Genomic DNA, 22,618 nt, shown 5'->3' with positions numbered 1-22,618 from the left:
CAACGCTCGAGCGATGACAGACGACGGCGTCGCGACCGCGGCCCCGGAGGACGCCCGCACGGGAGAGGAGGCGAGCGACGACGACGCCGACGACAGCACGTACGGCGGCCTCTTGACGGCGTTCCCGTACGCGCTCCGGGAGAGCGACTCGCGGCTGTTCAAGCTGTACGCGACCGCGAGCGGCCTGCTCTCGCTCGTGCTCGCGTTCTACTTCGCGGCGGCGGTCGCGGTCGCGGTGTCGAACACGCTCGGCGCCGCCGGTGGGTCGTTCACGTTCGTCCGGTCGTTCTACGTGTTCGTCGCGTTCGGCGTGGTCGCGCCCGTCGTCGGTCCCGTCTTGTTCGTCGCGCGCGAGCACCGCCGGGCTCGCGGCGACGCCGTCTACGACCGCCGGATGGCCGTCCTCGGGTTCGCGTACTTCCTCGCGCTCTACGCGGCGGCGGTCATCTCGATGCCGCCGTCGTTCACGCTCGACGGCGAGACGGTGACCCGTCCCGCCCCCAGCGGCCTCTTCGCGCCGGTCGTCTCGGTACTGTACGCGATGCCGCCGCTGTCGAGCCTGCTGCCGCCCACGGTCGTCGGCCTCGCGATGTACGTACTGGACCGGCGGCACGGCGACCGGTGACGAACCCAGAAGGCTGGCGCGGCGTCCGATGACGAAACCCGGAAGGCCGCCGAGGCGTTACCGGGGCGTATGACGGAGACGACTGCGACGTTCCTCGTGACGGAGGCCGACGCCGACAGCGCGGTGCTCCGGGACGTCGACGCCGGCCAGGTGTACACGCTCGCGGACAACGACGCCGAGTTCGAGGCGGGCACGATCATCGGGGCGACGGTCGCGCCGGTACCGCCGATGGACGTCGTCTACGAGGTCGTCGAGACGGACTACGTGCATCGCGTCGACGTCGTCGACACGGACCTGTCGCCGACGACGCAAGCGATGGAGGTTGCTGCAGACCTCGATGTCGGCGAGGTCGAGCGCATCGAGCGCGAGGGCACGGGCGAACTGCACGTGCTCTCGGTCCCACCGGCGGAGACCGAGCAGGCCGCTCGGGACGTACTCGAGGACGAGGAGACGATCGCGCGCGCCGGACGCGTCGGTGCGGTTCGCGTCGAAGTGCGTCGGGACCCGGACGCGGGCGTGCTGAACGTCCGCTACCTCCCGGACTGACCGCCGTCGCTGGCAGTCGGTTCGGGCGGAAACGGCCGCCTGTCGGCGGCCGTACGCTGGATGAGTCGGTCCGAGTGGAAACGGCCGCCTGTCGGCGGCCGTACGCTGGATGAGTCGGTTCAGTCGCCGTCGCTCGCGTACGGCGCGGGGCCGTCCGCGCTCTGGACCTTCCAGCCGCCCTCGAGGCCGCAGGCCTCGCGGACGGTGTACTCGATCTCGGTCTCGGGACCCATGCGGTCGCCGCCCTGGACCTCCTCGACGCGGAGCGGGACGTCGTACGTGCTCCCGCAGCACCCGATGTCGACGAACTCCGTCCACGTGTCGCCGCGCTCGACGTCGTCGTGGACGCGACGCAGCCACGCGTGGAAGTGGTCGGTGTCGACCTGTTTGCGACTCCAGTCCGAGAGGTCCTTCGGGTACGAGAGCACGACGCGCGTTGCGGCTGGCATACGAACGCGTACGGTTTCGGGCGGCAAAAGCCTGCGCCGTGGGGGAGCCCCGCGCAGCACAGAGCGTGCCCCGCCCCGTCGCTGGCGAACGAGAGATAAGAAGGCTTACTTGCCGCCGAGGCGGACCGGGCGGCATGAGCAAGTTCGAGGTACCGGAGATCGACTACGAGCGGTACACGAACCGCCAGCTCGCCGCCATCCCAGTCGGGATTCTCGTGGTGGCGCTGGTGGTTCTCGCCGGCTTGTACGTCACTACCGGATCGCCGGTACCACTCGGCATCGACTTCACAGGAGGGACCGAACTGACGGTGCAGACGGACACGCCCCGAGACGAACTCGCGGCGGCGTTCAGCGAGGAACCGGTGAGTATCCAGGGGACAGCCGGGACGGAGTCGCCGCAGTACATCGTGACGTTCGCCGACACCGGCGACAGCGCGAGCGGGAGCGAGCTCGCCAGCCAGGCGCGTGAGAACCTGGAACCGACGTGCTCGAACGCGGATAACTGCGCGGTCGTGCAGTCCCAGCAGTCGACGACGCCCCGGTTCGCGTCCTCGGCCCAGCAGACCGCGTTCCTCGGGATCGGGCTGGCGTTCGCCGGGATGAGCGTGCTCGCGTTCGCGTTCTTCCGGACGTTCGTGCCTTCGGTCGCGATCGTCATCTCGGCGTTCTCCGACATCGTGATCCCGCTGGCGCTCATGGGCGTGCTCGGGATCAAGCTCTCGCTGGGGACGGTCGCCGCGCTCCTGATGCTGATCGGGTACTCGGTCGACTCCGACATCCTCCTGAACAATCACATCCTCCGACGCGAGGGTGGGTTCTACGAGAGCACGCGGCGCGCGATGCGGACCGGTGTGACGATGACGCTCACGTCGCTGTCCGCGATGGCGGTGATGGCGGTCACCGCGTACCTGTTCGGGATCGAGCTGATGGCGTCGATCGGGCTCGTGCTCGTGCTCGGGCTCGCGACCGACCTGATGAACACGTACATGCTGAACTTGAGTCTGCTTCGCTGGTACCAGCTCGGGGAGGTGAGTAACTGATGGCGGACCTCCGCGGGAACTGGCGGATCATCCTGCTCGTCGTGATGCTCGCGGCCAGTGGCGTGGCGCTGTTCGTGCCGTCCGCGTCGCTGAGCTCGGGCGAGGTGACGGGTGCGACGAACCTCCAGTACGGCCTCGAGCTGGACGGTGGGACGCGCATCCGGTCGCCGGTCGTCGGGATGAGTGCGACCCAACTGGACGTGCAGCAGGAGGATAGCGCGGTAGTGACGAACGTCTCCGAGCGACTCGGGGTGCCACGTATCGACGTCGCGGTCCGGGACTGCGAGGCTTCGGGCGTCGACTGTCGGACCGACCAGGGGCACGTCGTGGAGGTGTTCAACGAGTCCGTGGACCGGTCGGCGTTCGTGGACGCGCTCCGCGAGGAGAACATCCAGCGCGTCGACGGGACGCAAGTGTCGGCGCAGCACGTCCGTGACGATCCGTCACCGGAGACCTACGAGCGGATGGCGAGCTCGATCCAGTCGAAGCTGGACGCGACGGGCCTGACCGGTGGGACGGCGACGGTGGCGTCCTCGGCGAGCGGCCAGCGGTACGTCGTCGTCGAGGCACCGAACCGGCAGCCGGAGGCGCTCGTGGAACTGCTCGACGAGCGCGGGCTGGTGACGCTTACGGTGCGGTATCCGGCGAACGGGACGATGGAGGAGCGCGTGATCGCGGACGCGGACGACATCCGGACGGTCGACCCGCCGCGGAACCCGGAGAACGCGCGGTCGTGGCAGGTGCCGGTGAAGCTCACGCAACGGGGCGGTGAACGCTTCCAGCAGACGCTGAACGGCGTCGGGTTCACGGAGGAGGGGAACTATCGGTCCTGTCCGCAGAACGCGTCGGCGACGTCGACGCGGAACGACCAGGGGTACTGTCTGTTGACGATCGTGAACGGCGACGTGAAGGGTGCGTTCTCGATGGACCCGCAGCTCGCGCGCACGATCCGGAGCGGGCAGTTCGACGACGACCCGCGGTTCTTCTTCACCGCGGGCAATCAGAGCGACGCGCAGAACATCCAGACGAACCTGGAGGCGGGTGCGCTCCCGGCGCCGCTCGACCTCGACCAGCGCCAGACGTTCGCGCTGGAGGGCGCGCTCGCGGATCAGTTCAAGGGGAACGCGCTCATCACGGCGATCGTCGCGGTGCTTGCGGTGTCGTTCACGGTGTACATCCGGTATCGGAACGTGACGGTCGCGGCGCCGATGGTCGTCACCGCGCTCTCGGAGGTGGTGCTCCTCCTCGGGTTCGCGTCGGTCGTCGGCCTGCCGCTCGATCTCTCACACATCGCTGGGTTCATCGCGGTCATCGGGACGGGGGTGGACGACCTCATCATCATCGCGGACGAGGTGATGGCCGAGGAGGTGAACAGCCAGCGCGTCTTCCAGTCGCGGTTCCGGAAGGCGTTCTGGGTGATCGGGGCGGCGGCGGCGACGACGATCATCGCGATGAGTCCGCTCGCGGTCCTGAGTCTCGGTGACCTCCGCGGGTTCGCGATCATCACGATCCTCGGTGTCCTCCTCGGCGTGCTCGTGACGCGTCCGGCGTACGGGGACATCCTCCGGTCGTTCGTCACGGGCGACAAGTAGTCGCGCGCTGTCGGGCTTCGCTTCCGGAGTCGCGGTTCGCTTTTGGAGTCGTGGTTCGCTCTTCGATTCGGTATTCGTCTCCGACAGCGGTCGCTACGAGGTCGTTCGCGACGTGGTCGCGTTGCGGTCAGAAGTCGTCGAGCCCGGACTGTTCGGCGGCGGCGAGGACGTCCGCGCTCGTGCTCCAGGATTCGCGGGCGAACGCGGGGAGTTGGCCGTGGTCGGCGACGTGGGTGGCGAGGAACTCGCGCGTGGTTGGGTCGCTCGGGTAGCCGGAGCCGACGGCGCCGTGTTCGCTCGCGAGCGCTGTCATCTGGGCGTCGCGTGCGACCTTCGCGACGACGCTCGCGGCGGCGACGACGGGGTGGGTCTCGTCGGCGCCGTGTTCGGCGGTGACGTCGACGTCGGCGGTCGCCGCTGTTCGCACCCGACGCGCGAACCGCGATTCGCTGACGTCGCCGGCGTCGACGACGACGTCGTCGCCGTCGGCCGCGAGCCGGGAGATGGCGTTGGCGTGGGCGGCGACGGTGAGCGCGTTCATGTCGGTCGCGGGGTCGTCGATGCGCGCGGGCGTGATCTCCGCGACGGCGACCTGGACGCGGTCGTCGCCGCGCAAGCGGTCGTCGAGGCGCTCGCGGGTTTCGGGGGCGAGGCGCTTGGAGTCGTCGACGCCGTCGGGGAGGACTTTTGGGTCGGTGACGGCGACGGCGGCCGCGAACATCGACCCGAGGACGGGGCCCTTGCCTGCTTCGTCGACGCCGATTCGCATCGTGCCGTCCTCGGACCGGGAGGGCCTTGACCGTTCCCCAACGATCGGGCGAGCCGCGACCGTTCTCACGGAATCGAGCGCTTCTCGTCCGCGTCGAACCGGTCGCATTTTGGGATAGACTTAATTTCTTCCACGAACTGTACCGAACGTATATGGGCGTGTTCGATGTCGTCTTCGCGTCGTCGGTCCGCCAGACCGTCCTCCTGGAGTTACGCGACCGACCGCGGCAGCGACGGGCCCTCCTCGACGACGTCGACGCGAGCAAGTCGGCGGTGTACGACGCGCTGAACGAACTCCGCGACCGCGACCTCCTCCGCGAAGGCCGGACGCGGCGCTGGGAGACCACTTGCCTGGGCGACCTCGTGGCGGACTACGTCGCCGACCGCCGGCGGACAGACGACGTCCTCTCCGCGCACGCCTCGTACTGGCGGGATCACGACGCGAGCGTGCTTCCGGAGCCGTTCCGGGCGTCGCTGGGCGCGCTCGCGGGTGCGGAACGAGTGTCGTCATCGTCGTCGTCGGAGACCGAATCGCTCCCTGCGGCGAGTAGCGTCGTCGACGTCGTCGAGCGCGCGGACCGCGTCGCGCTCGCGACGCCGGTCTACCACGACCGGTACGCGACCGCACTCGAACGCGCGGCACGGAGTGCGGACGTCCGCTTCGCGCTCGCGCCGGCCGTCATCGAGACGGCTGCGGGCCGCGCGGACGCGAACTGGAACGCCGACGGCCTGGGGGTTCGCGTCGCCGACCCCGGCTGTACCGTGCTCGCGACCGACGAGGCGATGGTGCTCTCGCTCCCGCGCGAGGACAGCAGCCACGACCTCGCGGAGGCGCTGCTCGCGCGCACCGACCGCGCGCGTGCCTGGGGCGACCGACTCTTCGAGAGCGTGTGGCGCGAGGCCACGCCGCTACGGGCGCTCGAATCGCTCCCGCGGCCCTGACCGCGTTCTCGCTCGCTTGCGTGGCCGTCTCGCGGGCGAACTCGCGGCGGTGGTCGCGCCGGCTCCTGGAGGTGGCCGGTTCGGCTATTGGAGGTAGTCGTCGGTTGCGAACGCCTCGTCCTCGCCCGCGACGCTCAGGACGTCGAGTGCGGTGACGGTGGCGTCGACGTCGAGGAGGCCGGCGAGACTCGGTTTCGTTCGGCCGTCGTCGCCGCTCACGAGTTCCTTGATGTAGAGGCCGCCTTCGCCGTGGACGTCCACTGTCGCGTGCGTTTCGTCGACGGAGTGGCCGCTGGCGGCGTACACGGTGCGGGTGCGGTCGATGCTCGCGCGACGATGGTCGACGCGCTGGGGCGTGTGCTGCGTGATCGTCGCGCCCTCGAGTTCGTCGAGTGCGCGCTGGAGTGCGTCGGCGCCGACGGGGTCGGAGAACTCGACCTCGGCGCGGTACGTCTTCGAGGCGTCGAGTTCCTTCACGCGCTCGACCATCTCGTGAGTCGCGAGCGCGAGGTCCTGCACGGCGACGGCGCCGTCGGCGTCGTCGTTGATGCGCGCTTCGAGGGCGTCGACGTCCGGCGAGCGCTCGCCGGGGTGCTTTACTTCGGCGACGAACGGCCGGCCGTCCCCGAGCATCAGCGCGTCGACGTCTTCGCGGCCGGCGCCGTGGAACACCGCCTCCGTGCCGTCCATCGCCTCCTCGACGTGCGGCGCGACGTACCCCTCGACGCTGTCGTCGTAGAGGTACCCGCTGCCGCCGCAGTGGTCGCAGGGCTCCTCGCCGTCGTCGCCGAGTTGCTTCCCGCTCGCGCCGCACTCGCGGCACGGCCACTCCGTCTGCGGGATGTCGCGCTCTAACTTCTTGTATCGGCCGTAGACGAACGCGGGGTTCACCTGGACGTCGACCGCGTGCGTCGACGGGTCCGCGTCGGCGGCGTCCAGGTCGACGAGCGCGAGCACGTCCGGCCGGTCGAAGTCGACTTCGGTGCCCGTCAACTGGCCGAAGCGCTTCCCGACCTCGCGGTTGAACTCGGACTTGAACAGCTCGCCGGCGTCCGCGTCGAGGCCGGCGTCCTCCCGCAGCAGGCGGTCGTTCTCCTCGACGAGCGGCGGCGTCCGCGTCCCGACCTGATACGTCTCGAAGTCGACTCTGTCCACCGATTCGGCGGCGAGTTCGGCGTACGTCTCGTACTCGCCCGTGAGCCCCTCGCACACCCAGCACGCGTCGCGCTCGGGCGGCTCGAACGGCTCGTCGTCGTCGAGCGCGACCGCGACCCGGAGGCTCTTCCCGCGCTCGTCGTTCGTCAGCCCGAAACTCCGATCCGCGAACGGCCGCCCGAGACACGCATCGCACAACGGCCCCGACGCGAGCAAGTCGCGAGCGACAGCGAGTACGTCCATTGACAGAGTAGAAGCGTTCACGGCGTTAGTTCCTTGCCATCTCGACCCACCTCCACTTCCGTAATCCTCCACGAATCCTCGAACGCGACCCCCTGGAACCCCCCCATACGCTCGACCCGCTCGGTTAGGACAGCAACTGGGGAGCCCGCACGACACGACAGCCAGAACGCACCCGCCCGCTCCTTGACGACCGCAGGCGTGGAGTCCGCCCGACACGACAGCCAGAACGCCCCCACCCGCTCGACCCGCCGGGACCCAACTGCGCTCCTCGGCTCGCTCCGTTCGCCTGCGGTGCTTGACGGGTCCGGGCGGGGTCGAGCGCGCGGCCCCGTTCACTCCCACCCCACCGCGACCGCTCCACACCTCGTCCTCCCCAGCCGCCTCCTCACTCGCTTCGCTCGTTCGTCAGCCCTCGCACGGTATCGACGCAGCCGCGCTCGCCTTCGCTCGCGCGGCTACGACACCGCGCGCCAGCCGGTCGTCGAACGTTCGATTCGACCAGCGACCGGGCCGCTCGAAGCGCGCGCGGAACGGCGCGCGCTTCGAGCAGGGGGAGGGCGGGGCGCGGTGGGTCGCGGTTGCGGTGCGGTCGTTGCTGGGGGTGGGACTGAAAGGGGCGGCGCGGTCGCCCGGCGTCGCGACGCAAGCACTGGAGGAACGACCGAAGGGAGCGACGAAGCGCGCAGCGAGTGACGTCGGGCGAGCGTGTCAGGGCTTTCTGCGTGTTCGCGATGCGGTTGGTGTCATGGAACGGTGAGTGGGGCGGGGCTTTCTGCGTGTTCGCGATGCGGTTGGTGTCGTGGAACGGTGAGTGGGGCGGGGCTTTCTGCGTGTTCGCGGTGTGCGGTATGGAGAGGGGTCGCGAGCGGACTGGGGCTTTCTTGGTGGTCGTCGTGGTGGGTTCGTTCCTGGCAACGCACCCGTCGGTCCACGCGGTGGTCGATGGCCGTACTTCCGGGGTGTTTTTCGCCGTTGGTGACTTCGAGGGTGATATGCGTCAGTTCGTCGTCGTCGCGCACGACGCCCCCACGACCCCGGAGTTCTCGCTGGACGCGCTCGGGAGCGACGCGGGCCGCATGGACTTGCTCGCTCGCTGCCTGAACGCCGGACTGTTGTCGAGTCACGGCATCCGCGAGGACGCGCGCGTGCATCTCGTCCTCGGCGGCGAGTTCACGGTGAGCGTCGACGGTGGATCGGTGCGGAACCTCCACCCGGACGAGCGCTCGATCGCGGCGCTCGTCCGGTCGGCCCTGGAAGCCCGCGACGACGCGATCGGCCATCAGCCCGCCGAGCCCTCGCCCGGCATCGAGGTGTACCGGATGGGCTTCGAGGCGACGCTCGACCGGCTCGCTCGCGACGGAACGGTCGTCGCGCTCCACGAGGACGGCGAGCCCGCGAACGAGCGCGAACCGCCCGCGCACCCCGTGTTCGTGCTCTCGGACCACCGGGACTTCAGGGACGCCGAAGCGCGCGTGCTCGACGACGCGACCGACGTCCGCCTCCGTCTCGGGCCGGAAGTCCTGCACGCCGACCACGCCATCACGGTCGCGCATCACTACTGCGACACCGACGCCTACAGCGACTTCTAGCCGCCCACGCGACCCGTCGCTCTAACCGACGCCCGTCGCTCTAACCGACCTTCGTCGCTCTAACCGACTCGCCCCCGACCAGTCACTGGTGTTTCACGTCACGAGAGGCGAGAAATTAAGACCCGGGTCGTCCTACCTCCCGCCATGTCAGACCTCCCCAGCGGCGAGGCCGACGGCGCGACGCCAGACACGCCCCAGTCCGTGCGCGACGCACTCGGCGCGCTCGGCGACGGCGACGGCATCCACTTCCGCACCGAGTTCGGCGACGAAGGCCCGCGAGCGGGCGAACGCTACGAGTTCACGGGCGCCGTCGACCGCGCCACCACCGACGCCCTCGGCGCCAGTCAGGCCGTCGTCGACGCCGACGACGACGACCGCTACCGCCTCGCCGAATCCTACACCACCGGCCAGGTCCGCGCCACGCGCCTCACCGCCGGCAACGAGAAGGAGTACGTCGGCGTCGTCACCGTCATCGACGACGCCTGACGGCGTCACGGAACCGCACGCGCGCTCGAACTTTCGGAAGCCTTAAAGACGACCCACGACCTACGTAGACACGCGGGCCGGTGGGGTAGCTTGGTATCCTTCGGCCTTCGGGTGGCCGTAACCACGATTCAAATTCGTGCCGGCCCACTTCTCCCGCATTCTTCCTTTCCCAGCGACGGCCTTCGGGTGGCCGTAACCACGATTCAAATTCGTGCCGGCCCACTTCTCCCGCATTCTTCCTTTCCCAGCGACGGCCTTCGGGTGGCCGTAACCGCGTCCCCGCGAGCGCAGCGAGCGGGGAGCGACGAGTCGCACGCCCGGGAAGCGACCGACTGGAGCGACCCGGAACGTCTCGTCCGCATCCGAATTCGCGCCGGTCTATCTCACTCCACTTCACTCCACTTCACAACGACGAGTAGAGACTCGTCTCCGTGCGAGATGGCGAGCGTTCGAGCGTCGACGATCTAGTCGCCGTCGACGATGCCGTCGAGGAGTGCGCGGACGTGGTCGAACGCGGCGTCGGTGACTTCGTGGCCGGTGTCGTCGAAGACGTCGACGGTGACGTCGGCGCCGCGTGCGCGGAACGCGTCGGCGGTCGCTTCGACGCGAGAAATGGGGACGTGCGGGTCGTCGCGACCGACGGCGAAGTACGCGGGCGTGCCAGCGAACGAACCTGCGGTCGCGTCCTCGCTCGCCGCGGCCGCGTCTTCGCCGTGGCGTTCGATGAAGTCGCGCTCGGGATCGATGGCGGCGCCGGCGAGGCAGACGACGGCGCCGTACCGCGCGGGGTGCTGGAGGGCGTACTCGGCGGCGACGACGGCGCCCTGCGAGAACCCGGCGAGGACGACGCGCTCCCTGGGCACGTCGAACGCGCTGGTGGCGTGGGCGACGAGCGCGTCGACGACGGCGATCGCCGACGACAGGTCGGGGTCGTTGCGCTCGCGGCCGGCGGTCGCGGCGTAGGGGTACCAGCGGCTGCGGTGCGCGTCGGGGGCGAGGAACGTGACGCCGTGGCGATACACGGGGTCGAGCAGGTTCACGACGCCCTGCGCGGTCGCGCCGCGGCCGTGGAGCGCGAGGACGACGACCTCGGTCCCGCCGCGCGGTGCGCCGGCGGTGACGACCGACCGGCCGCCGTGGGGCGCCGGCGCGGCCGCGGTCGGCGATTCGCCGTCGTCGGTCGTCATCGCGGACTACTCACCACCGCCGGGCTGGTCCGGGAAGTCGACGGCCGGGAGCTGGGATTCGATCATCTCGCGGTCCTCGGCGGCCCACGGCGGCAGCACGAGCGAGGAACCGAGCGCTTCGATGGGCTCGTCGACGGCGAGGCCGGGGTCCTCGGTCGCGAGCTCGATCAGGATGCCGCCGGGCTCGCGGACGTACACCGACCGGTAGTAGTGGCGGTCGCGGACGCGGGACACCTGCACGTCGCGCTCGCGGAACAGGTCGTGGTACGCGAACAGCGCGTCCTCGTCGGGAACGCGCACGGCGACGTGGTGGATGGTACCGACGCCCTCGCGCCCGAACGCAACGCCGCCGACGCGACCGGCGTCCGCGGGTGCGTCGTCGTCGTTCTCGGCGGCGTCGTCGTCGCTGGCACTCGCGGCGCCGCGGTCGAGGACGTCGACGACGGTCGCGTGCGGGCCGTCGGCGCGGTAGCGGACGCGGTCGCCGTCCTGCCCGACGGCGTCGAGGCCGAGCGTCTCGAGGACGCTCGCGGTCTGGAACGGGTCGACGGGGAGCGCGGTGACGCCGTGGACGCCACGGATGCCGTGCTCGGCGGGGATCGGGCCGGCCGCGTAGGGGTCGACGGGCGCGTGCGCGCCGACGAGTTCCAGGCGCGTCCCGGCGGGGTCGACGAACTGGAGGACGGTCTCGTCGAAGCGCTCGCGGCGCTCGACGTCGACGCCGCTAGCTTCGAGGCGGTCCCGCCAGTAGGGGAGCGACGCCGGTGGGACCGCGAACGACGCGGCTGCAATCTGGGGTGGCCCGACTCGCCCCGGCGGCTCGTTCGGATACGGGAAGCACGTGTAGACGGTACCGAGGTCGCCACGGTCGTTCCCGTAGTAGAGGTGGTACCGGAGGACGTCCTCGTGGTTGACGGTTCGCTTGACGAGGCGGAGGCCGAGGACGTCCGCGTAGAAGTCGACGTTCGCCTGCGGGTCGCCCACCATCGACGTGACGTGGTGGATGCCGGGCGTGTCGGGGAGCATGTCCCGTGGAACGACCGCCAGCGTCAAAGGAGTGCGGTCTGTCGCGACCGCCAGCGTCGAAGGGGTCCGGTCTGTCGCGACCGCCAGCGTCAAAGGAGTGCGGTCTGTCGCGACCGCCAGCGTCGAAGAGACGCCGTCCGGGTCGATCAGAAGTATTCACGCGCAGCGGCTCTGCAAGGGCAGGTTCTTGTCCGCGCACGCATTTCGCCCCGCTACAGATGCCTCACGATCGCGACCGACCGACCTCGGACGAGACCGCCCTCGACGACGACGTGCGGGCGGACCTCGCCGCCAGTGCGGGCGACGACCCCGACATCGAGTTCCGCGGCGGGAAGTGGCTGAGCGCGCTCCCGCTCGCGTTCTTCGTGCTCTGGGCGATCGTCCAGAGCGGCGTCCTACGGATCGGCGACACCACCGGACTCGTCGCCGGAATGCTCGTCGGCCTCGTCCTCGGCCTGTTCTTCGTGGAGGGTTCGTGGGCGACGTACGCGAACACGATCTTCCAGGGGATGACGCGCCGGGTCGCCGCGACCGCGGTCGTCGCGTGGCTCTGGGCGGGCATGTTCGCCGCGACCATTCAGGCCGGCGGGTTCGTCGGTGGCCTCGTGTGGGCGGCCGACGCCGCCGGCCTCGGCGCGGCCCTGTTCCCTGCAGCCACGTTCGTCCTCTGTGCGCTCCTCGCAACCGGCATCGGCACCGGGTACGGCGCCACGGTGGCGTTCAGCGCGCTGTTCTTCCCCGCCGGCGTCCTCCTCGGCGCCAACCCGGTCCTCCTGTTCGGAGCGATCCTCTCCGGCGCGGTGTTCGGCGACAACCTCGCGCCGGTCTCGGACACCACCATCGTGAGCGCGGTCACACAGGACGCCGACATCGGCGGCGTCGTCGCGTCGCGATTCAAGTACGCGATCACGGCGGCCGTGGTCGCGTTCGTCGCGTACGTCGTCGCCGGCCAGCTCATGACGGGCGTCGAGGTGTCCGGGCAAGCGCAGTCGCTGTTCGTCGAGAACAGCGACCCGCTCGGGCTCGTCCACCTCGCGTCGATGCTCGCCGTCATCGGGACCGCCGTGAGCGGCCGGCACATCGTCGAAGCGATCTCGTGGGGGCTCGTCGTCGCGGTCGCGTTCAACGTCGCGCTCGGACTCGCGCCCGTCTCGGAGATGCTCGTCTTCCGCGCGTCCGAGGACCTCGCGGCCGCACAGACGCTCTCGTTCCTTCCGTTCGTCGAACTCGTCGACGTCTCCCGGGAGGGCGTGAGCGCGGGCGTCGGCGGGAGCATCTACTCGGGCGCGGCCGGGTTCTTCCCGCTCATCGTGCTCGTGCTCCTCATCGTCGCTGGCGCGCAGATCATGATCCGCGGCGGCGGATTCCAGGCGATCCAGGACTGGCTGCTGGAGTCGGTCGCCACCTCCGTCCGGCGCGCGGAGACGACGATGGTGCTCGGCACCGCGCTCGTGAACGCGATGATCACGATCAACACCGCCGCCGAGATCGCGATCGCGCCGTACATCGCGCGCCTCGGCGAGCGCTTCAACATCAACGGCTACCGGCGCGCGAACATCCTCGACGCGAACACGTCCGCGCTCGGGTACATCTTCCCGTGGTCGGGCGGCCTCCTCGTCGGGTACGCGACGCTCACGGAGCTCCCCGGCCAGTACGAGTGGTTCACGCAAGCGATGGTCGTCAATCCCGCTGACGTGTTCCCGTACGTCTTCCACGGCTGGCTGCTCGTCGGCGTGTTCCTCTTCTCGGCACTCACCGGGTTCGGGCTGGAGTACACGACCGACCGCGAGGCCGATGAGGTGGCGCGCGTATGAGCCTCCTCGAAAAGTACGCGAAGGGCTGGGGGTTCCGCACGCACACGCCGTCGTTCGACGTCGGCGAGGAGCTCTCCGCGTTCGTCACCGGCGTCGACGACGACGGGACGCCCGTCGTCCGCGTCGGCGACAGCATCATCCGCCTGGAGGACGCCGACCCGGGCCTCGTCGACAAGCGCGTGCGCTGCCGCGTCACCGGCTTCGACGACGACGCGCACACCGGGACTGCCGTCTACCTCGAGACCGTGGGCGACTCCGCGTTCTAGTGCTCGCTCGGTAGCGACTGGCGGCCGCGACTGCCATCGAGTGGTCGTCGGACGGTGCTACGTCGCCGTCGACTCGGTCGGTTCTGGTTCGCGCACGCTCGCGCGCTGGTCGGGGATGGCGTCGAGGTCGGGGGTGACGTCGCCGAGCACGAGCAGCGCGTAGTACCGGAGGAAGGTCACGACGGGGACCTGAACGAGTGCGAACGTGACGGCGACGGCGAGCGCGAACAGGACGCCGACGACGACGAGCAGTGCGAGGCCGAGGAGGTCGGGGCCGGCTGCGAGCACCGCGAATCCGATCCCGAACAGGACCGCGAACGGCACGAGGAGCACGAGGACGAGCATGCCGGCGGCGAACGCGACGAACGTGCTCGCGCCGATGCCGAGGAACACGCCGGCGAGCGCGTACGCGACGTACTGGATGGGGTCGCTACGGATCGACGACAGGAGTCGCTTCCAGCCGGCGAGGACGCCGCAGTCGTCGACGAGCATCACGGGAACGACGAACGCGGTCGTGAACCCGCTGACGAGGCCGAGGACGAGCGCGAGCGCGAACCCGCCGGCGAACAGGACGAATATCGAGAGGACGAACAGTCCACCGGCGAACGAGCCGGGGTCGAGTGCGGCGAAGACGAGCGGTGCGACGAGCACGGCGACGCCCGCGAGCGCGAGGAGCCCGACTGCGACGCGGAACCCGAACAGCCGCAGGCCGCGCCGCCAGTGCGCGCTCGCGTACTCGCGGACGTGGACCTCGCGCTCGCGGAGCGACTCGACGAACACGAACTCCATGACGGCGCCGACGAACGCGAACGCGAGCGCTATCGCGAGGAACGCCACGACGATCACGGCGACGAGCAAGAGTAGCTCGGTCGTCACGTCGAACCCGCCCGTTCCGGGCGACCCGCCGACGTCGGTGCTGCCACCGTTGCCGCCGCTGAACAGCCACTGGAACGGGTTCGCGGCCGAACCCGCGCCACCGACGAAGAACGCGACGAGCGCGAGTCGGAGCCACTGCGACCGGTCGAACGGCGTGAGGAGCGCTCGCGTCAACTCGAACGCGTCCTCGATGTCCTCCAGCGCGTATATCGGAGCCATATACTCCAATCGACGAGCCGACACGTATTAAATCAGGCACAATGCGCAGACGAATCTCGCGGGTCGACTCACTCTCGGCTCTTCGACGAGTGCTGGAGTCCCGGCGAAGAGCCGGACTCGGGGACTCGCACCTTTTTCACCGACTGCGCGCAACCGGCGAGCGTGCTCAACATCAACGTCTCCGACTTCATGATCGAACTCAAGGACGGCTCCATCAAGAACGTCGGCGCGCCGAACAAGTCCGCGGAGGCGAAGCTGTTCGACGTCGCCGACGCGGAAGTCCGGGAGTTCGGCGACAGCCAGGTGAAGTTCGTCGCCGAGGACGACGAGGGGAACGAGGTGCAGGTCGCGATGCTCGCCGACCAGTTCGCGGACGTACTCGACGAGGCGAACGCGCTCCGCGAGGAGAGCCGCGTCTTCGAGTGACTCCGCTCCGTCGTTCGCTCAGACCGTCGCTTGCTCCCGGACCGCACGAAGGAGCACCTCGGTGCCGGCGACGACGTCCGCCCACTCGGTGAACTCGCTCTCGCGGTGGCTGACGCCGTCGACGCTCGGGACGAAGATCATGCCCGTCGGCGCGATCGCGTTGAGATAGCTCGCGTCGTGGCCGGCGCCGCTGACGAGGCGCTCGTACTCGTAGCCCGCGTCCGCGGCGGCCGCGGCTATCGTCTCGATGCAGTCGTCGTCGAACGCGCTCGCGTCGAGGCGCATGATCTCCTCGAACGCGAACTCGAGGCCTTCGCGGTCGGCCGCCCACGCGACCTCCTCGCGGACGCGGTCGACGGCCCGGTCGACGACGTCGTCGTCGTACGAGCGGACGTCGACCGTGAACTCGACGCGCTCGGGGATGACGTTGATCGCGTTCGGCCAGACGTCGACGCTCCCGACGGTGCCGACGAGGTCCTCGCCGCCGGTCGCCGTCAGCTCGCGCACCGCCTTCGTCACGTCCGCGGTCGCGACGAACGCGTCCTGGCGCATGTCCATCGGCGTCGGTCCGGCGTGGTTCGCCTGCCCCTCGAACGCGACGTTCATCCACGAGAACCCGAACACGCCCTCGACGACGCCGACGCTCAGGCCCGCGTCCTCCAAGTAGGGTCCCTGTTCGACGTGCAGTTCGAAGTAACAGTGGACGCCGTCGGCCTCGCAGGGCGCGTCGCCGTCGTACCCGATGCGTTCGAGTTCGTCACCGAACGTCCTGCCGTCGTCGTCCTCGACGCCGAGGGCGTACTCGAGGTCGAACTGGCCCGCGTAGACGCCGCTCCCGAGCATGTCCGGCTGGAAGCGCACGCCCTCCTCGTTGCTCCAGGACACGACCTCGAGGGGGCGGTCGGTGACGACGCCGGCGTCGTCCAGCGCCTGGACGACCTCGAGCGCGCCGAGCACGCCGACGACGCCGTCGAACCGCCCGCCGTTGTACTGGCTGTCGACGTGCGACCCGAACAGTACGGGGTCGGCGTCCGGCTCTCGGCCCTCGCGTCGTCCGAAGATATTGCCCATCTCGTCGATGCGGACCTCGAGGCCGGCGTCGCGGAACCACTCGACGAGCAGGTCCCGCGCCGCCCGGTTCTCGTCCGAGAGCGCGGGCCGGTCGACGCCGCCGGCCGCTGTCGCACCGATCTCGTTGAACTCCTCGAAGCGCTCGCGGAACCGACGCTCGTCGAGGGTGACCTTGCTCATGCGGGAAGGAATCCGCCGGGAGCCCATTACCGTTCGGGCGTCGACGAGTGCTGCCGCGGCGGCGAGGGCGGCCGCGACGGTGGCGAGCGCTCGCTTCGCGTCCTACTCGGCGCTCCCGTACAGGTCCCGGACGTCCTCCATCCGCGGGTCGATGGCAGTGACGCCGTCCGTCGCGTCGAGCGCGCTCTCGGTGTCCTTCAGGCCGAACCCGGTCGAGCAGACGACGACGGTCTCGTCGCGCTCGACGACGTCCTCCGCGAGCGCGCGCTGGAGACCGGCGAGCGCCGTCGCGCCCGCGGGCTCCGAGTAGATGCCCTCGGTGCGGCCGAGGAGCGTCTGCGCGTCGAGGATGTCGTCGTCGTCGACGAGCAGTGCCGTGCCGCCGCTCTCCTCGAGCGCCCGGCACGCCTTCACCGTGTTCCGGGGTCGGCCGACGGCGATGCTGTCGGCGAGCGTGTCCGCGACGTCGTCGACGTCGTCGTGCCCGTGGAACGCGTCGTGGATGCTGGACGCGCCGGTCGCCTGTACGCCGAGCATCTTCGGCGCGTCGTCGACGTACCCGAGGTCGCGGAACTCGCGGAAGCCCTTCCACGCGCCCGCGATCGTGCAGCCGTCGCCCATCGAGAAGACGAGCCAGTCCGGGACGTCGCCGCGCGCGCTCGTCTGGCCGGCGAGTTCGTGCCCGACCGTGCGCTTCCCCTCGACCTGGAACGGATTGATGGCGGCGTTCCGGTTGTACCAGCCGTACTCGTCGGTCACGTCGACGCTCAGGTCGTACGCCTCGTCGTAGGACCCGTCGACGGCGAGCACGTCCGCACCGTAGACGAGCGGCTGCGCGAGCTTCCCCGTCGGGGCGTCGCCGGGGACGAAGATGCGCGCGTCGAGGCCGCCCCGGGCGGCGTACCCCGCGAGCGATGCCGCCGCGTTCCCCGTCGACGCACACGTCACGACGTCTCTGCCCGCGTGCTTGGCCTTCGTCACCGCGATGGAACTGGCGCGGTCCTTGAAGCACCCCGTGGGGTTCCGGCCGTCGTCCTTCACGAGCGTCTCCACGCCGAGCGCGTCGCTCAGGTTCGGCGCGTCGAACAGGTCGGTGCCGCCCTCGTCGAGCGTCACCACCTCCGCGTCGTCGTGCACGGGCAGGAACGCCGCGTACTTCCACTGGCTGTCGACGACGCCGTCGAGCGGCGCGTCGAAGCGGTCGTGGACGACGTCGTAGTCGTACGTCACCTCCAGGATGCCCTTCACGCCCTCGTGCTCGGGGCACGTGTAGATCACCTGGTCCGGGTCGTACTCGGCCCCGCACAGCGTGCACTCGAGCGCGTCGACGTGGTCCATGGTCATACGAGTCGAATCGGGCGACCGCGACTTAAGCGACGCCCCACCGGCAGGGAGCCGTCTCCGTGCTCGCAGCCTCGTCGTCATCGCTCACGGCCGCGGTCGCGTTCCGCGGGCCTTTTGCGTCGCAATCGCCGAGTACTGACAATGACTGCTACGCCCGCCATCGAGGTCGAGGGCCTCGTGAAGGAGTACGGCGACCTCCGGGCGCTCGACGGCCTCGACCTCCGCGTCGAGGACGGCGAGTTCTTCGGGCTCCTCGGACCGAACGGCGCGGGGAAGACGACGTTCATCGAGATCCTCGTCGGCCTCACGCGGAAGACCGACGGGCGCGCTGAGGTGTTCGGGCACGACGTCGTCGACGACTACCGAGACGCCAGGGACGCCATCGGGCTCGCGCCCCAGGAGTACAACGTCGACCGGTTCTTCCCGATCCGCGAAGTGCTGGAGCACAAGGCCGGCTACCACGGCATCCCGCCCGAGGAAGCCGGCGAGCGCGCGGACGAGGCTCTCAAACGGGTCGGCATCTACGACAAGCGCGACGAGCGCTTCGACTGGCTCTCCGGCGGCATGAAGCGCCGGCTCTTGCTCGCTCGCGCGCTCGTCACCGACCCGGACCTCCTCATCCTCGACGAACCGACCGCGGGCGTCGACGTCCAGCTCCGCCGCGACCTCTGGCGCGTCGTCCGTGAACTCAACGAGAGCGGGACGACCGTCCTCCTGACGACGCACTACATCGAGGAGGCCGAACGCCTCTGCGACCGCGTCGCCGTCATGGACGAGGGGAAGAAGCTCGACGTGGCGACGCCCGAGGACCTCATGAGTCGCGGCACGGACACGATCACGGTCACGCTCGCGGACGCCCCAGCCGAGGTGCCGACGTTCGACACAGACGCCGTCCTCGACACCTCGATCGAGGGCGACCGACTCACCGTCCGCGTCGAGGACGGCGGGCGCGCGGTCGCGGACGTCGTCTCGAACCTCCAGGCGACCGGTCACACCGTCGTCGACCTCGACGTCTCGCGGACGAGCCTCGAGGAGATCTTCGTCCAGATGACCGGCGAAGACGCCAGCACCACGCGCGGCGACGCCGACGAGTCCGGCGATTCGTCGTCCGCCGAGGACGCGGAGGTGACGCGAGCGTGATGGGCGTCGAACGCGTCCCCGGCCTCTCCACGGGGACGGTGACGCTCGTGCGCCGCGAGATCCTCCGGTACGTCCGCCGCCCCCGGAACACGTTCCTGCCGCCGTTCGTGAACAACGTCCTCTACTTCGCGGTGTTCGGCGTCATCCTCGGCGAACGCATCGGGAGCTACGGCGACGGCATCCCGTACATCCTGTTCGTGCTCCCCGGCCTCGTCGTCCTCGGCGCGGTCTCGAACGGCTTCGAGAACGCCTCGTTCTCGATATTCCACGGGCGCTGGAACGAGTACATCCACGAGGTCCTCACGAGTCCGCTGAGTTACGGGCAGATCACGTTCGCGTACGTCGCCGCCAGCACCCTCCGCGGCGTCCTCGTCGGCGTCATCATCGCGATCGTCGGCGTCGCGTTCACCGTCGCGCACCCCGCGTACTCGCTCGTCTCCGTCGCGCACCCAGTCTACCTCGCCGTCGCGCTCACGCTCGTCGCCGCGCTGTTCGCGTGCTTCGGCGTCGTCGGCGGACTCTGGGCGCGGGACTTCGACTACCTCACCGTCCTCAACCAGTTCCTCATCCGCCCGCTCGTCTTCTTCGGTGGCGTCTTCTACCCGCTCGACGCCCTCGACGGCATCGCGTACACGCTCTCCTTCCTCAACCCGATGGTGTTCACGGTCGACGCCGTCCGCTACGGCTTCCTCGACTCGAACGTCCTCCACCCGTGGCTCTCCCTGGGCGTGCTCGCCGGCGCGACCGCGGTCGTGTTCGCGATCGACGTCGCGCTCGTCAAGCGCGGCTACGGCCTGACGGAGTGACGGAGGAATTACACGCCCGCCGTCCGAAACGCCACCCATGGCGAGTTTCGAGACGCTCGCGCGCGACGTCGACGCGGACCTCGAGCGCGAGCACGTCGTCGCCGACGACGTCCGGTTGCACGTCGTCACCGCCGGGCCCGAAGACGGCGACGTCGTCGTGCTCCTGCACGGGTTCCCGGAGTTCTGGTACTCGTGGCGCGAGCAGATTCCGGCGCTCGCGGACGCGGGGTATCGCGTCGTCGTCCCGGACATGCGGGGGTACAACGAGAGCGAGAAGCCCCGCGGCGTCGACCAGTACCGGATCGACCGCCTCGTCGCGGACGTCGCCGCGCTCGTCGAGCACTACGCCAGTGACGACGGCGAGAGCCCGGGCGATGACGGCGCGGACGCGGATCGCGATGGCGACGGCGCGGACGCGGATCGCGATGGCGACGGCGCGGACGCAGACCCCGAGACGGCGAGGGCGCACGTCGTCGGCCACGACTGGGGTGGTGGGGTCGCGTGGGCGACCGCCATCCGACGCCCGGACGTCGTCGACCGACTTGGGGTCCTGAACGCGCCCCACCCCGAGCGGTTCCGCGAACTCTTGCGGACGCCGGCACAGCTGAAGCGCTCGTGGTACATGTTCTACTTCCAGCTTCCCCGACTTCCGGAGTACGGGCTGACGCGGAAGGACGCCGCACTCCTCGAGGACGTGTTCGCCGATGCGATGCCCGAGCGCGAACTCCGGCACTACCGGCAGGCGCTCCTGCGGCCGGGGGCGGCGAGCGCGGCCCTGAACTACTACCGGTCGTCCGTGCGCGAAGGTATCAGGGACCAGCTCCCGTTCGTCTCGGCGTCGATCCCGATGCCCGACGGCGTCGTGGACGCGCCGACGGTCGTCGCGTGGGGCGAGCGCGACGAGGCGCTCGTCCCCGCGAACCTCGACGGCCTCGACCGCTGGGTGTCGGACCTGCGCGTCGAACGCATCCCCGACGCCGGCCACTGGGTGCAACTCGACGCGCCCGAGCGCGCGAGCGACGAACTGCTCGCGCACTTCGAACCCGAGTCGGCGTGACCGGTCGCGTTCGTCGAGAAGACGCGACCGACTGCGAACGATAGCGCCGACGCGACCGACTGCGAACGATAGCGCCGACGCGACCGACTGCGAACGATAGCGCCGACGCGACGGCACGCTCGACACCAAACGGTAAGGTGGACGACATCGAACCCCCGGGTATGACAGCCGACGCCGATCCGCTGGCGTGGGAGACTCGCGCCAGCGAGGTCGCCTACACCTGTCCCGGGTTCGAGGTCGTCCACCAGGACGTCCGCCTCCCCGACGGCACCGACACGGACTTCGACTACCTCACCGAGCCGCCCGCGGTCGTCGTCCTGCCGTTCGTCGGCGACGGCGGCCGCGACGACGACGTGGTCGTCATCGAGGAGTGGCGGCAAGCGGTCTCCCGGGTGAACCGCGGGTTGCCCGCCGGATCCACGGAGGCCGACGACGACGACCTCGCGGTCGCCGCCCGGCGCGAACTCCGCGAGGAGACCGGGTACGACGCGGGCGACGTCTCGCACCTCTGCACGGTCGAGCCCGCGAACGGTCTCCTCGACAGCGTGCATCACGTCTACGTCGCCACCGGGTGCGAGCACGCGGGCGAACAGGACCTCGACTTCGACGAGAGCATCCGCGTCGACACCGCCGCGTTCGCCGACCTCCTCGAAGCAGTCCGCGACGGCGAGATCCGCGACGGCCGCACGCACGTCGCCGTCACGCGGTACGCGCTCGAGTGCGTCCTCGACGGCGCTTCGAGCGTCGACGCAGCCGCCGAAGACGAGCCGGCCGCGACGCCGGGAGGTGAGGGAACGTGAGCGACGACCGCGACGACCGAAACGCCGACCGCCGCGACGGCGGCGATCGCAGTGGTCGCTCGACGTCGCCGGTCGACTCGACGTCGCCGGCCGATACGGCGGCGACGGGCGGGGACGGCGCGGTGCGGACGCCCGACGCGGGCATCGACGCGGACGTCCCGCCCTGGCAGACGGGTCGCGGATCGGGCGGGCTGGCGCGGGCGAGCGGCGAGGTGCTCGTGACGGTCGTCCTGTCGTTCGTCGCCGCGTTCGCGCTCGCGATCGGCATCGGGATCGCGCTCTTCTTCGCCGGCTACGAGATCACGTCGATACCGGTGCTCATCGGGTCGCTGCTCGGGACGCAGGCCGGGCTCGCCATCGGTGGGTTCGCGTACCTGCGATGGCGCGGCGAATCGCTCTCCGCGATCGGCGTCGCGGTCCCGGACCTCCGCGGGAGCCTGCTCGTCGTCGTCGGAACCGTCGCCGCGCTCGTCATCGCGTTCACGGCGAGTATCCTCGTGCAGACGTTCGGGCTCCCCGCCGCCGAGAACTCGACGGGTGCGGCCGCACAGGAGGTGCCGTCGTCGCTCCTCCTGCTCATTCCGGTCGCCATCTTCGTCATCGGACCGTGCGAGGAACTGCTGTTCCGCGGCGTCGTCCAGCGGCGACTCCGCGAGGTCGCGTCCGCGCCCGTCGCCATCGTCGCCGCGAGCGCGCTGTTCGCCGCGGCGCACGTCGTCGCGCTCATCGGGAACCTCGCGGCGATGGCGGTCACCATCAGCATCCTGTTCTTCCCCGCGCTCGTGTTCGGCGTCCTCTACGAGTACACGAAGAACGTCACCGTCACCGCGCTCGTGCACGGGCTCTACGACGCCGTCCTCTTCGGGCTCCTCTACGTCGCGCTCACGTTCGCGCCGGAGAGCGCGCAGCCCGACGGCGGCGCCGCAGCCGCAGCCGCGGTGGACGCGCTCGCGCTCCTCCTGTAGCGCCGC

General features: G+C 70.0%; 23 protein-coding genes and 1 tRNA gene. 16 read left to right on the top strand and 8 right to left on the bottom strand.

Annotated features, from left to right (window positions below; translation table 11 throughout):
* The first annotated feature begins 13 nt into the window (after nucleotides 1-13).
* Nucleotides 14-625 carry a hypothetical protein gene (locus G9C85_RS07850; RefSeq protein WP_240148787.1) on the top strand — a complete coding sequence of 204 codons (612 nt, stop codon included), beginning with the start codon at nucleotides 14-16 and terminating at the stop codon, nucleotides 623-625.
* A gap of 69 nt (nucleotides 626-694) precedes the next feature.
* The gene (locus G9C85_RS07845) at nucleotides 695-1,171 is read left to right on the top strand and encodes a DUF5812 family protein (RefSeq protein WP_166038580.1); all 477 of its coding nucleotides are present in this window, start codon (nucleotides 695-697) and stop codon (nucleotides 1,169-1,171) included.
* Between the two features lie 119 nt (nucleotides 1,172-1,290).
* Here the strand turns inward: G9C85_RS07845 and G9C85_RS07840 are convergent, their stop codons facing one another.
* Nucleotides 1,291-1,620, bottom strand: coding sequence for a hypothetical protein (locus G9C85_RS07840; RefSeq protein WP_166038578.1), 330 nt, complete (start codon nucleotides 1,618-1,620; stop codon nucleotides 1,291-1,293).
* Between the two features lie 134 nt (nucleotides 1,621-1,754).
* On the opposite strand from G9C85_RS07840, the gene secF reads away from it, so the two are divergent.
* Both secF and G9C85_RS07830 read left to right on the top strand, forming a co-directional pair.
* A complete protein-coding gene (secF, locus tag G9C85_RS07835; RefSeq protein WP_166038575.1) occupies nucleotides 1,755-2,660 on the top strand; it encodes a protein translocase subunit SecF in 906 nt (301 codons plus the stop codon).
* Nucleotides 2,660-4,252: a preprotein translocase subunit SecD gene (locus G9C85_RS07830; protein WP_166038574.1), complete on the top strand. Its 1,593-nt coding sequence runs from the start codon at nucleotides 2,660-2,662 to the stop codon at nucleotides 4,250-4,252. The genes secF and G9C85_RS07830 overlap by 1 nt, the downstream gene beginning before the upstream one ends.
* A gap of 127 nt (nucleotides 4,253-4,379) precedes the next feature.
* Here G9C85_RS07830 and rnhB read toward each other — a convergent pair whose 3' ends face one another.
* Entirely contained in the window at nucleotides 4,380-5,021 is a 642-nt protein-coding gene (rnhB, locus tag G9C85_RS07825) for a ribonuclease HII (RefSeq protein WP_166038572.1), read from the bottom strand.
* 152 nt (nucleotides 5,022-5,173) lie between these two features.
* Between rnhB and G9C85_RS07820 the strand changes: the two genes are divergently transcribed.
* Entirely contained in the window at nucleotides 5,174-5,962 is a 789-nt protein-coding gene (locus tag G9C85_RS07820; RefSeq protein WP_166038570.1) for a winged helix-turn-helix domain-containing protein, read from the top strand.
* A gap of 84 nt (nucleotides 5,963-6,046) precedes the next feature.
* Here G9C85_RS07820 and G9C85_RS07815 read toward each other — a convergent pair whose 3' ends face one another.
* Nucleotides 6,047-7,360 (bottom strand): tRNA pseudouridine(54/55) synthase Pus10, encoded by a 1,314-nt coding sequence (locus G9C85_RS07815; protein ID WP_166038568.1) that lies wholly within the window; start codon nucleotides 7,358-7,360, stop codon nucleotides 6,047-6,049.
* Between the two features lie 992 nt (nucleotides 7,361-8,352).
* Here G9C85_RS07815 and trmY point away from each other — a divergent pair.
* The 3 genes from trmY to G9C85_RS07800 all read left to right on the top strand — a co-directional run bounded on the left by trmY (nucleotide 8,353) and on the right by G9C85_RS07800 (nucleotide 9,582).
* On the top strand, nucleotides 8,353-8,949 hold the full coding sequence (gene trmY / locus G9C85_RS07810) for a tRNA (pseudouridine(54)-N(1))-methyltransferase TrmY (RefSeq protein ID WP_166038566.1): 597 nt from the start codon (nucleotides 8,353-8,355) through the stop codon (nucleotides 8,947-8,949).
* A gap of 144 nt (nucleotides 8,950-9,093) precedes the next feature.
* Nucleotides 9,094-9,435: a hypothetical protein gene (locus tag G9C85_RS07805; RefSeq protein WP_166038564.1), complete on the top strand. Its 342-nt coding sequence runs from the start codon at nucleotides 9,094-9,096 to the stop codon at nucleotides 9,433-9,435.
* Nucleotides 9,436-9,509: 74 nt separating this feature from the next.
* Nucleotides 9,510-9,582 (top strand) — tRNA-Pro (locus G9C85_RS07800).
* Nucleotides 9,583-9,899: 317 nt separating this feature from the next.
* Here the strand turns inward: G9C85_RS07800 and G9C85_RS07795 are convergent.
* Together G9C85_RS07795 and G9C85_RS07790 are read right to left on the bottom strand one after the other, a co-directional pair.
* A complete protein-coding gene (locus G9C85_RS07795) occupies nucleotides 9,900-10,622 on the bottom strand; it encodes an alpha/beta hydrolase (RefSeq protein WP_166038562.1) in 723 nt (240 codons plus the stop codon).
* 6 nt (nucleotides 10,623-10,628) lie between these two features.
* On the bottom strand, nucleotides 10,629-11,648 hold the full coding sequence (locus tag G9C85_RS07790) for a VOC family protein (RefSeq protein WP_166038560.1): 1,020 nt from the start codon (nucleotides 11,646-11,648) through the stop codon (nucleotides 10,629-10,631).
* Between the two features lie 218 nt (nucleotides 11,649-11,866).
* On the opposite strand from G9C85_RS07790, the gene G9C85_RS07785 reads away from it, so the two are divergent.
* Both G9C85_RS07785 and G9C85_RS07780 read left to right on the top strand, forming a co-directional pair.
* Complete coding sequence (locus G9C85_RS07785; protein WP_166038558.1) at nucleotides 11,867-13,462, top strand: Na+/H+ antiporter NhaC family protein; 1,596 nt, start codon at nucleotides 11,867-11,869, stop codon at nucleotides 13,460-13,462.
* Nucleotides 13,459-13,728, top strand: coding sequence for a hypothetical protein (locus tag G9C85_RS07780; RefSeq protein WP_166038556.1), 270 nt, complete (start codon nucleotides 13,459-13,461; stop codon nucleotides 13,726-13,728). The genes G9C85_RS07785 and G9C85_RS07780 overlap by 4 nt, the downstream gene beginning before the upstream one ends.
* A gap of 57 nt (nucleotides 13,729-13,785) precedes the next feature.
* Here the strand turns inward: G9C85_RS07780 and G9C85_RS07775 are convergent, their stop codons facing one another.
* Nucleotides 13,786-14,823: a hypothetical protein gene (locus G9C85_RS07775; RefSeq protein ID WP_166038554.1), complete on the bottom strand. Its 1,038-nt coding sequence runs from the start codon at nucleotides 14,821-14,823 to the stop codon at nucleotides 13,786-13,788.
* Between the two features lie 162 nt (nucleotides 14,824-14,985).
* On the opposite strand from G9C85_RS07775, the gene G9C85_RS07770 reads away from it, so the two are divergent.
* Entirely contained in the window at nucleotides 14,986-15,249 is a 264-nt protein-coding gene (locus tag G9C85_RS07770; RefSeq protein WP_166038552.1) for a hypothetical protein, read from the top strand.
* Between the two features lie 18 nt (nucleotides 15,250-15,267).
* Here the strand turns inward: G9C85_RS07770 and G9C85_RS07765 are convergent, their stop codons facing one another.
* Together G9C85_RS07765 and thrC are read right to left on the bottom strand one after the other, a co-directional pair.
* Entirely contained in the window at nucleotides 15,268-16,500 is a 1,233-nt protein-coding gene (locus G9C85_RS07765) for a Zn-dependent hydrolase (RefSeq protein ID WP_166038550.1), read from the bottom strand.
* Nucleotides 16,501-16,602: 102 nt separating this feature from the next.
* A complete protein-coding gene (gene thrC / locus G9C85_RS07760; RefSeq protein WP_166038548.1) occupies nucleotides 16,603-17,844 on the bottom strand; it encodes a threonine synthase in 1,242 nt (413 codons plus the stop codon).
* A gap of 141 nt (nucleotides 17,845-17,985) precedes the next feature.
* On the opposite strand from thrC, the gene G9C85_RS07755 reads away from it, so the two are divergent.
* From G9C85_RS07755 to G9C85_RS19225, 5 genes are all read left to right on the top strand, one after another.
* Nucleotides 17,986-18,984: an ABC transporter ATP-binding protein gene (locus G9C85_RS07755; protein ID WP_166038546.1), complete on the top strand. Its 999-nt coding sequence runs from the start codon at nucleotides 17,986-17,988 to the stop codon at nucleotides 18,982-18,984.
* Nucleotides 18,984-19,790 (top strand): ABC transporter permease, encoded by an 807-nt coding sequence (locus tag G9C85_RS07750; protein WP_166038544.1) that lies wholly within the window; start codon nucleotides 18,984-18,986, stop codon nucleotides 19,788-19,790. The genes G9C85_RS07755 and G9C85_RS07750 overlap by 1 nt, the downstream gene beginning before the upstream one ends.
* A gap of 37 nt (nucleotides 19,791-19,827) precedes the next feature.
* On the top strand, nucleotides 19,828-20,847 hold the full coding sequence (locus G9C85_RS07745; RefSeq protein ID WP_166038542.1) for an alpha/beta fold hydrolase: 1,020 nt from the start codon (nucleotides 19,828-19,830) through the stop codon (nucleotides 20,845-20,847).
* 161 nt (nucleotides 20,848-21,008) lie between these two features.
* A complete protein-coding gene (locus G9C85_RS07740) occupies nucleotides 21,009-21,647 on the top strand; it encodes an NUDIX domain-containing protein (RefSeq protein WP_166038541.1) in 639 nt (212 codons plus the stop codon).
* Nucleotides 21,644-22,612, top strand: a complete 969-nt coding sequence (locus tag G9C85_RS19225; protein ID WP_166038539.1) for a type II CAAX endopeptidase family protein — start codon at nucleotides 21,644-21,646, stop codon at nucleotides 22,610-22,612. The genes G9C85_RS07740 and G9C85_RS19225 overlap by 4 nt, the downstream gene beginning before the upstream one ends.
* Nucleotides 22,613-22,618: the final 6 nt, after the last annotated feature.

The organism is Halorubellus sp. JP-L1, from assembly GCF_011440375.1.
Classification (GTDB): domain Archaea; phylum Halobacteriota; class Halobacteria; order Halobacteriales; family Natrialbaceae; genus Halorubellus.
The sequence above is the reverse complement of the archived record's forward strand: the minus strand, read 5'-3'. Positions and strand labels throughout refer to the sequence as shown.

Coding starts and splice junctions, on each gene's coding strand:
- G9C85_RS07750 (WP_166038544.1), top strand. CDS start 18,984: ATGGGCGTCGAACGCGTCCCCGGCCTCTCCACGGGGACGGTGACGCTC.
- secF (WP_166038575.1), top strand. CDS start 1,755: ATGAGCAAGTTCGAGGTACCGGAGATCGACTACGAGCGGTACACGAAC.
- G9C85_RS07745 (WP_166038542.1), top strand. CDS start 19,828: ATGGCGAGTTTCGAGACGCTCGCGCGCGACGTCGACGCGGACCTCGAG.
- G9C85_RS07765 (WP_166038550.1), bottom strand. CDS start 16,500: ATGAGCAAGGTCACCCTCGACGAGCGTCGGTTCCGCGAGCGCTTCGAG.
- G9C85_RS07785 (WP_166038558.1), top strand. CDS start 11,867: ATGCCTCACGATCGCGACCGACCGACCTCGGACGAGACCGCCCTCGAC.
- G9C85_RS07845 (WP_166038580.1), top strand. CDS start 695: ATGACGGAGACGACTGCGACGTTCCTCGTGACGGAGGCCGACGCCGAC.
- G9C85_RS07740 (WP_166038541.1), top strand. CDS start 21,009: ATGACAGCCGACGCCGATCCGCTGGCGTGGGAGACTCGCGCCAGCGAG.
- G9C85_RS07830 (WP_166038574.1), top strand. CDS start 2,660: ATGGCGGACCTCCGCGGGAACTGGCGGATCATCCTGCTCGTCGTGATG.
- G9C85_RS07755 (WP_166038546.1), top strand. CDS start 17,986: ATGACTGCTACGCCCGCCATCGAGGTCGAGGGCCTCGTGAAGGAGTAC.
- G9C85_RS07850 (WP_240148787.1), top strand. CDS start 14: ATGACAGACGACGGCGTCGCGACCGCGGCCCCGGAGGACGCCCGCACG.
- G9C85_RS07775 (WP_166038554.1), bottom strand. CDS start 14,823: ATGGCTCCGATATACGCGCTGGAGGACATCGAGGACGCGTTCGAGTTG.
- G9C85_RS07840 (WP_166038578.1), bottom strand. CDS start 1,620: ATGCCAGCCGCAACGCGCGTCGTGCTCTCGTACCCGAAGGACCTCTCG.
- rnhB (WP_166038572.1), bottom strand. CDS start 5,021: ATGCGAATCGGCGTCGACGAAGCAGGCAAGGGCCCCGTCCTCGGGTCG.
- thrC (WP_166038548.1), bottom strand. CDS start 17,844: ATGACCATGGACCACGTCGACGCGCTCGAGTGCACGCTGTGCGGGGCC.
- G9C85_RS07820 (WP_166038570.1), top strand. CDS start 5,174: ATGGGCGTGTTCGATGTCGTCTTCGCGTCGTCGGTCCGCCAGACCGTC.
- G9C85_RS07805 (WP_166038564.1), top strand. CDS start 9,094: ATGTCAGACCTCCCCAGCGGCGAGGCCGACGGCGCGACGCCAGACACG.
- G9C85_RS07795 (WP_166038562.1), bottom strand. CDS start 10,622: ATGACGACCGACGACGGCGAATCGCCGACCGCGGCCGCGCCGGCGCCC.
- trmY (WP_166038566.1), top strand. CDS start 8,353: ATGCGTCAGTTCGTCGTCGTCGCGCACGACGCCCCCACGACCCCGGAG.
- G9C85_RS07790 (WP_166038560.1), bottom strand. CDS start 11,648: ATGCTCCCCGACACGCCCGGCATCCACCACGTCACGTCGATGGTGGGC.
- G9C85_RS07780 (WP_166038556.1), top strand. CDS start 13,459: ATGAGCCTCCTCGAAAAGTACGCGAAGGGCTGGGGGTTCCGCACGCAC.
- G9C85_RS07815 (WP_166038568.1), bottom strand. CDS start 7,360: ATGGACGTACTCGCTGTCGCTCGCGACTTGCTCGCGTCGGGGCCGTTG.